We start from the raw sequence: 6795 nt of genomic DNA on the forward strand, positions 1-6795 counted from the left end.
CGCATGGACCAGACCATCGCCCTGACCCTGGGCGTACTCTCCTCCGCCGCGGTCCTGGCACTGACGGCCGTAGGGCTGTCGCTGTCCTTCGGGTTGATGCGGATCATCAACCTGGCGCACGGGGAGTTCCTCACCATCGGGGCGTACGGCTCCGTCGTCACCGCCGACCACGGCCTCCCCTGGGCAGTGGGCCTGGCGGCGGCCGCCGCCGTCGGACTCGGGGTGGGCGCCCTGACCGAGGTACTGCTGATACGTCGGCTGTACCGGTCACCGGAACTCTCCATCCTGGCGACCTTCGGCCTGTCGATCGTCGTCCGCCAGCTGATCCAACTGGGGTTCGGCAAGGACTACCGGATGGTGGCCAATCCGCTGCCCGGTGCCACGAAGGTGCTCGGTGTCCCCTTCCCCACCTACCAGCTGCTGCTCACGGGGTTCGCACTGGCGATCGTGGTGTCGGTCCTCGCCGTACTGCGGTTCACCTCCCTCGGACTGCGGGTCCGCGCGGTCGCCGGCGACGCCGCGCTGTCGGAGACCCTGGGGGTGCGTTGCACGCGGGTGAACCTCGTGGTGTTCGCGACGAGCGCGGGCCTGGCCGCGATCGCCGGGGCACTGGTCGCACCGGTCACCAACGTCCAGCCCGACATGGGCCTGGACTACGTGTTCACCGCCTTCCTCGTGGTCATCGTGGCGGGGCGGCGCGTGGCGCCGGTGCTCATCGCCGCGCTGGGTCTGGCGGCGGTGCAGAACCTGACGACCTTCTGGACCGACCCGCTGCTGGCCCGCCTGGCAGTACTTCTGCTGGCGTTCCTGGCGGTGCAGGTCCGTCCCTCCGCGAGTCTCCGGGTGGCCTCATGAACCCCTTCGTTCGAAAACTGCTACCCGTACCGCTGGCAGCCGCGGCAGCCGTCCTCGCCGGGCCCTGGGCCGGAGGACTGCTGGCCCAGTTCCTGGTCCTCGGCACGGTGACCGCCGCGCTGGCCCTGACCTGGGGCATCGCGGGAATCCTCAATCTCGGTCACAGCGTGACCTTCGGCGTGGGGGCGTACGCGGGTGCCTGGTTCGGTCTGCACGCGGGGGCGTACGGATCGCTCGCCGGGCTGGGTGCCGGGGCGCTGCTCGGCGGGGTCATGGCGCGGCTGATCGCGGCGGTGGGCCTGCGGCGCAGGCTGGACGCGGTCAGCTTCGCCCTCGTCACCTTCGTCGTGGCTCTCGCGGCGGAACAGGTCGCAGGCCGCTGGACCGGGGTGACCGGCGGCTTCAACGGCCTGACCGACATCCCGCGCTTCCACATCGGCGCGCTCTCCTTCACCCCGACCGCGGCGCGGGGTGTGACGGCGGGTCTGGCGGTGCTGGTGATCGTGCTGCTGGCGAGCCTCGCGCGGCGCCCGTACGGTGTCGCCCTGGCCGCCGTACGGAACAACGAACGCCGGATGGCCGCCCTCGGTTACGACGTGGGAGCGGCGAAGACCGGCGTGTTCACCCTCACCGGGGTCGTGGCAGGGCTGATGGGCGCCGTGTACGTGCTTCAGGTCCAGTTCGTCTCCCCGAGCCTCATCGGGCTCGTCATGGGCACGAACTTCGTGGTCTGGGCGATGCTGGGCTCGCGGCGGACCATCTGGGGACCGGTTCTCGCCACGCTGGTGGTCAGCGCCGGTGCGAACCTGCTGGCCGACACGGCGCTCGACTCCTGGCTGCTGGTGACGGGTGCGGCGTTCGTCGCCGCCGTGGTCCTCGTCCCCGACGGGGTGGCGGTCGTGGTCCGCCGCCGCCTGCCCGCACGATGGTTCCCACCCCGGCAGGTGAAGCTCGGCGCGGCGGCCCCGTCGACCGGGGGCCGGGCCGGCGGCGGACTGGTCGTGCGGTCGATCGGCTGCCGCTTCGGTCCCTTCACCGCGCTGCGGGGGGTGGACCTGGACCTCACCGAACCGGGAGTGCACTGCCTCATCGGTCCCAACGGGGCGGGCAAGTCGACGCTGCTGGACGTGCTGACCGGGTTCACGCCGGCGACCGACGGAGCCTGGCGGCTGGACGGGCAGGACGTCACCGGTCGGCCTCCATGGGAACTGACCCGCTCCGGACTGGGCCGCAAGTTCCAGGCACCGAGCGTCGCCGGTTCACTGACCCTGGCGGAGAACCTCGCCCTGGCCCGGTGGGGCAGGACGCATGGTGCGCTCGCGCTGGTGCGGCAGCGGTGGACGGCCGACCTGCCGCCGGAGGCGTGGTTCGTCCTCGACGCCGCCGGGTTCGCGGACCGTATGGACACCCCTGCAGGCAGCCTCTCGCACGGCGAGCAGCAGCTGCTGGAGCTCGCCATGACGCTGACCGCGGGCTGCGACGTGCTGCTGCTCGACGAACCCACCGCGGGCATGACCCGGAGCGAGACCGAGCAGGTCGCCGAGGTGCTCCGCGGACTCGTTCACGACCACGGACTGCCGGTCCTGGTCGTCGAGCACGACATGGCCTTCATCCGCAGCGTCGCCGACCGGGTCACCGTGCTGCGCGGCGGTGAGGTCATGGCCTCCGGAACGGTGGCGGAGATCGAGTCGAATTCCGAAGTGTCGGCGGTCTACGTCGGCCGGGCGGCGGGAGGCCGGTCATGAGCACCTTTCTTTCCAGTGTCCAGGATGCTTCGAGTACCCTCGGCGGCAAGGCGCTGGAGATCCGTGGGCTCACCGCGGGCTACGCGGGAACCACCGTGGTGCGTGGCGTCGATCTGTCGGTCGCGCCCGGCGAGGTCGTGGCGCTGCTGGGCCGCAACGGCGTCGGGAAGACCACGCTGGTGTCCGCGGTGTCGGGCACCCTGGGTGCCGACGCCGGGGTGACGCTCCTGGCGGGCCGGGATGTCACCGCCTGGCCCGGCTCCCGGCGCAGACGGGGCGGGCTGCGGGTAGTCGCCCAGGACCAGCCGGTGCTCGGCGAACTGACCGTGGCGGAGAACCTGCGGCTGGCCGGTATCCGCGACCTGTCGGAGCCGGCGGAGCTCTTCCCCTTCCTCCGGGGCCGGGAACGCCAGCGTGCGGGAACCCTCTCCGGCGGGGAGCAGAAGATGCTGGCGATCGCCAGGACGGTCGCGGCTCCGGGCGCGGTGTGCGTCTTCGACGAGCCGACGGAGGGCCTCCAGCCCGCCAATGTGGACCGGTTCGCCGACGCGGTGGGACGGCTCGCTGCCGCCGGGGTCGCCGTACTCCTCGCAGAGCAGCACCTGGACATGGCGCTGGGCGTGGCGGACCGGTGGTACCTGATGGAGAAGGGTCAGATCGCCGTGGAAGGGCACGTCCACGAGGGAATCGTTGAGCATGTGGCGGGCCGGATGGTGCCCTGAGCACCCGCCCCTGTCTGGCCCGGCGGGCACGTGAACGGTAAAGTCAACGGGTACACATACATTGGCATGTTGTCGCCGAATCACGGTGCCGCCGCATTCCGAAAAAGGATGAAAGGTCCCAGGAAGTGATCGACCACAGCCACGAGAGCGACCTGGTATTCCGTGCCCTCAACGACGCGACCCGTCGGGCCATTCTGGCCCTGCTGGCATCGGAACACGAACCCACGGCCGGAGACATCGCGGCCGCGTTCCCGGCGATCGGCCGGACCGCGGTCTCGGCGCACCTGAGGGTCCTGCGGGACGCGCAGCTGGTCTCCGAGATCCGAGACGGCAAGCACCGGCGGTACCGTCTGGGTCCCAACCGCGCGGACGCGGCGATCGCGTTCCTGCGCCAGATCTATGAGCAGTCGCTGCCCACGGACCAGGGGGTGGCCGCGGACCGGCCGGAGGGCGGGCTGCGTGAAGCGAAGAGCGGATGACGGCCGCGGGCACGTCTCCTGGCGTGCCCGTCAGCCGGGCCTTGTCACGGCCTGCTGAGGAGAGCCCATGCACGAGATCGTCCTCGTCAACGAGACGCACCTCGGTGTGCCCCCGCACGAGGCGTTCGGCATGTTCGGACGAACCGGCGGCCCGGGCTGGTTGTTCTCCGCGCGGTTCGAGCGCGCGGAGCCCGGCGCGGCGGCCGGCATCGACATACCCCTGCCGTTCGCGGCCCCAGGGGGCGAGACGACCGTACGGGGCACGGCACGCATCGTGGAGATGCGGCCGTACCGGCGGATCGTGCTGCAGCACGAGACGCCGTGGACCGGGAGGATCACCATCACCTTCGCCCGTGAGCCCGGGGGCACACGGGTGCGCACGGTCACCGAACTCGATCAGGGGGCTCTCGGCTGGATGACGGGCAGCCTGGGCCGCGCGGTGCCGGACGGCGAGAGCCCGGCCGACGAGACGTGTGTCGCCTTGCTGACCAGCATGTCGGGAAGCGCCGGCCTGTTCGGCCGGGCCGCCGCCAACTGCGCGGCGCTGGCGGCCGAGGAGATCAACGCCGAGGGCGGGATCGGCGGCCGGCCGGTGCGGGTCGAGGTGATCGACGATCGCACCCACGCCGCCACGGGGCTGGCCCGGTTGCGGGAACTCGACCAGCGGCGCGGCCTGGCGGCCGTGGTGGGCGTACACAGCTCGGCGACCTTCAACGCAGTGAGCCGCTACGCGCGGGCGTCGGGCCTGCTGTATCTCTACACCGCCGCGAACGAGGGCAGCCGCGTGCAGGACGGAACGCTGTTCCGGCTCGGTGAGTCGGTGGCGGACCAACTGGCGCAGGCGGTTCCGTCGCTGATGCGCGAGAGCGGCGGTCGCTCCTGGTACCTGATCGGCAACGACTACTCCTGGCCCCGGGCCGTCTGCACGCGAGGCCGCCGCATCGCGGAGCGCCACGGCGGGCATGTCGTCGGCGAGCGCTTCGTCCGGCTCGGCGAGTCGTCCTTCGACGACGTGCTGGAGGACATCGAGGCGTCCGGCGCCGACCTGGTGCTCTCCAGCCTGGTGGGGTGGAGTTCGATCGACTTCGAGCGACGGTTCCACGCCGCGGGACTGCGCCGTCGTATCCGTACGCTCGCACCCCTGCTCGAGGAGAGCACCCGAGAGCATCTGGGCGCCGCGGGCAGCGGGGTCTGGTCCTGCCTGCCGTATTTCTCCGCCCTGGACACAGCGGAGAACGCCGACTTCCTGCGACGCTACCGGGCCGCGTTCGGCCCCTGGGCGCCGTCACCGTCGGCGCTGACGGAGTCGGCGTACGAGGGCCTGCAACTGTTCGCCCGGGCCGCGCGGAAGGCGGGGTCGCCGCAGGGCGGTGAGGTCTCCCGGGCCCTGCACGGTCTCACTCTGGACGGACCGCGCGGCAGGGTCTCGGTGGGAGCCGACGGCCGGCTGCGGCAGAGCATGTACCTGGCCGAGGCCACTGCCACAGGGTTCGCGATCCGCGGACGGATGCCGTCCGGCACCGCCTGACCATGCGCACGGCTTCGCGGGGCACTGGCCAGCAGGTATGCCGGCCCAGTCTCCCCACCGCACACCACCCAACCGGCTGGTTGGCCGACGCGGCCTTCTTCGCAGGCTACCGAGGGAGCAGGCAGGGCGAACGCGGCCTGACCGACGAGGGCTTGCAACTGGCGCCCTGCCCCCCACCACGCCGCCCGCCTTCACCGCGCTCTCAGCCACCCTTATCGAGGGCCGCAAATCCGAGCTGGCCGACCTCCAGCGCCACCTCACCCGGGTGCGGGACGGCCGGGGCGACCAGCGCGGCAGGGCCCTGCTGCTCCGTGGCCGACGCCGGGTCGGAAAGTCACGTCTCGTGGATCTCTTCTGCGAGCGCGCGCACGTCCCGTACGCCGTCCTGCGGCGAGCGGGCACCCTGCAGACCGTGTGGGACCGGGTGCTGAGCCGCAAACCGGTCGTGCTCATCCTCATCGGCAGTGTTCTGGCCACGACGGAGCAACTCTCCGCCTACGGTCACCCCTTTCATCAGACTGGATGACCTGTGGGAGGAGGTGCCTGCGCGCACTTGGAACTCCTGTCGGAAATGAGTTCAGGCGTCTTCCAGCAGATCAGTGCGACATGCGCCTCCGAGGGGAAGGACAGCCATGGAGCCGGGGCGATCCGCTCGGCGGCGCTCCTCATGGCGTCCCGCCTGACCGGTGCTGAGCGCCTCGGCGATCCGCATGGCACGTGCAGTTGCCCGGGCTGAGCAGCCCTGCGCGATGGAGGGTGTCGCGGAGTCGGACGCGTGCCCAGAGGGAGGTCACACGCATCGTGGAGCCGAAGAATCCGCTGAGAAGGATGCCTGCGCTGAGGTTGATGACCTCGCGCCACCAGCGTGCCGGAACGTAGAGCACATCGCCTGGTTCGAGATCCACGGCGAAGAAGTCGTCGCTGGTCGCCGGGGCAGCGGCGGCCAGCTCGGCGATGCCCACACGTGACAGCCGTGCCCAGGCGTCGTACTTGGCGGAGAGCGCCCCGGCACGTTCGACGGTGCCGGGGCGTGCCAGGTAGAAGCGCTTCCTTCCCGTGATCTGGACGGCGAGGTTGTCGAGCAGGTCGTGGTGCAGGCCCGTGCGTGCCAGGGCGGGTCCGATCCAGGTGCTGCAGGACGTGACGGAGCCACGCGGAAACATCTGCTCGTGTCTCAGATCGCCCCAAAGCCCGGGGAACCGCTTGAGCAGGTCGAACTCCTTCAGGTAGGTCCGATCGTCACCGTCCGGGGATTCCCCGGTCAGACAACCCCCAGTCAGGGAATCCAGGTACTCGCCCAGCGTCGGCTCGGTGAATGCCGTGTGGTCCTTCTCCCTGTTGCCCTTGACTACTGAGTTTTTCGTTAGTTCTGTGGGGGCTGATGGTGGATGGTGAGGCCGGTGTTGGTGAGGAAGGACCACGGGAGTTGCTCGCTGGAGCAGACGCGTTGGATGCCTCGTTCGGCT

7 protein-coding genes are annotated in these 6795 nt (G+C 70.8%); 6 read left to right on the top strand and 1 reads right to left on the bottom strand.

The window, feature by feature from the left end:
* Nucleotides 1-3 precede the first annotated feature (3 nt).
* The 6 genes from EF387_RS42170 to EF387_RS48990 all read left to right on the top strand — a co-directional run bounded on the left by EF387_RS42170 (nucleotide 4) and on the right by EF387_RS48990 (nucleotide 5855).
* Nucleotides 4-855, top strand: coding sequence for a branched-chain amino acid ABC transporter permease (locus EF387_RS42170; protein WP_128381899.1), 852 nt, complete (start codon nucleotides 4-6; stop codon nucleotides 853-855).
* The gene (locus EF387_RS42175) at nucleotides 852-2600 is read left to right on the top strand and encodes a branched-chain amino acid ABC transporter ATP-binding protein/permease (RefSeq protein ID WP_128381900.1); all 1749 of its coding nucleotides are present in this window, start codon (nucleotides 852-854) and stop codon (nucleotides 2598-2600) included. The genes EF387_RS42170 and EF387_RS42175 overlap by 4 nt, the downstream gene beginning before the upstream one ends.
* Nucleotides 2597-3322: an ATP-binding cassette domain-containing protein gene (locus tag EF387_RS42180; protein ID WP_128381901.1), complete on the top strand. Its 726-nt coding sequence runs from the start codon at nucleotides 2597-2599 to the stop codon at nucleotides 3320-3322. The genes EF387_RS42175 and EF387_RS42180 overlap by 4 nt, the downstream gene beginning before the upstream one ends.
* Nucleotides 3323-3447: 125 nt before the next feature.
* Nucleotides 3448-3801, top strand: coding sequence for an ArsR/SmtB family transcription factor (locus tag EF387_RS42185; RefSeq protein ID WP_162467318.1), 354 nt, complete (start codon nucleotides 3448-3450; stop codon nucleotides 3799-3801).
* A gap of 67 nt (nucleotides 3802-3868) precedes the next feature.
* The gene (locus EF387_RS42190) at nucleotides 3869-5329 is read left to right on the top strand and encodes a substrate-binding protein (protein WP_128381903.1); all 1461 of its coding nucleotides are present in this window, start codon (nucleotides 3869-3871) and stop codon (nucleotides 5327-5329) included.
* Between the two features lie 343 nt (nucleotides 5330-5672).
* Entirely contained in the window at nucleotides 5673-5855 is a 183-nt protein-coding gene (locus tag EF387_RS48990; protein ID WP_238432009.1) for a hypothetical protein, read from the top strand.
* A gap of 139 nt (nucleotides 5856-5994) precedes the next feature.
* On the opposite strand, the gene EF387_RS42200 is transcribed toward EF387_RS48990, so the two are convergent.
* On the bottom strand, nucleotides 5995-6750 hold the full coding sequence (locus EF387_RS42200) for a cupin-like domain-containing protein (protein WP_162467319.1): 756 nt from the start codon (nucleotides 6748-6750) through the stop codon (nucleotides 5995-5997).
* Nucleotides 6751-6795 lie beyond the last annotated feature (45 nt).

The organism is Streptomyces cavernae (genome assembly GCF_004023625.1).
GTDB classification, from domain to species: Bacteria; Actinomycetota; Actinomycetes; order Streptomycetales; family Streptomycetaceae; genus Streptomyces; species Streptomyces cavernae.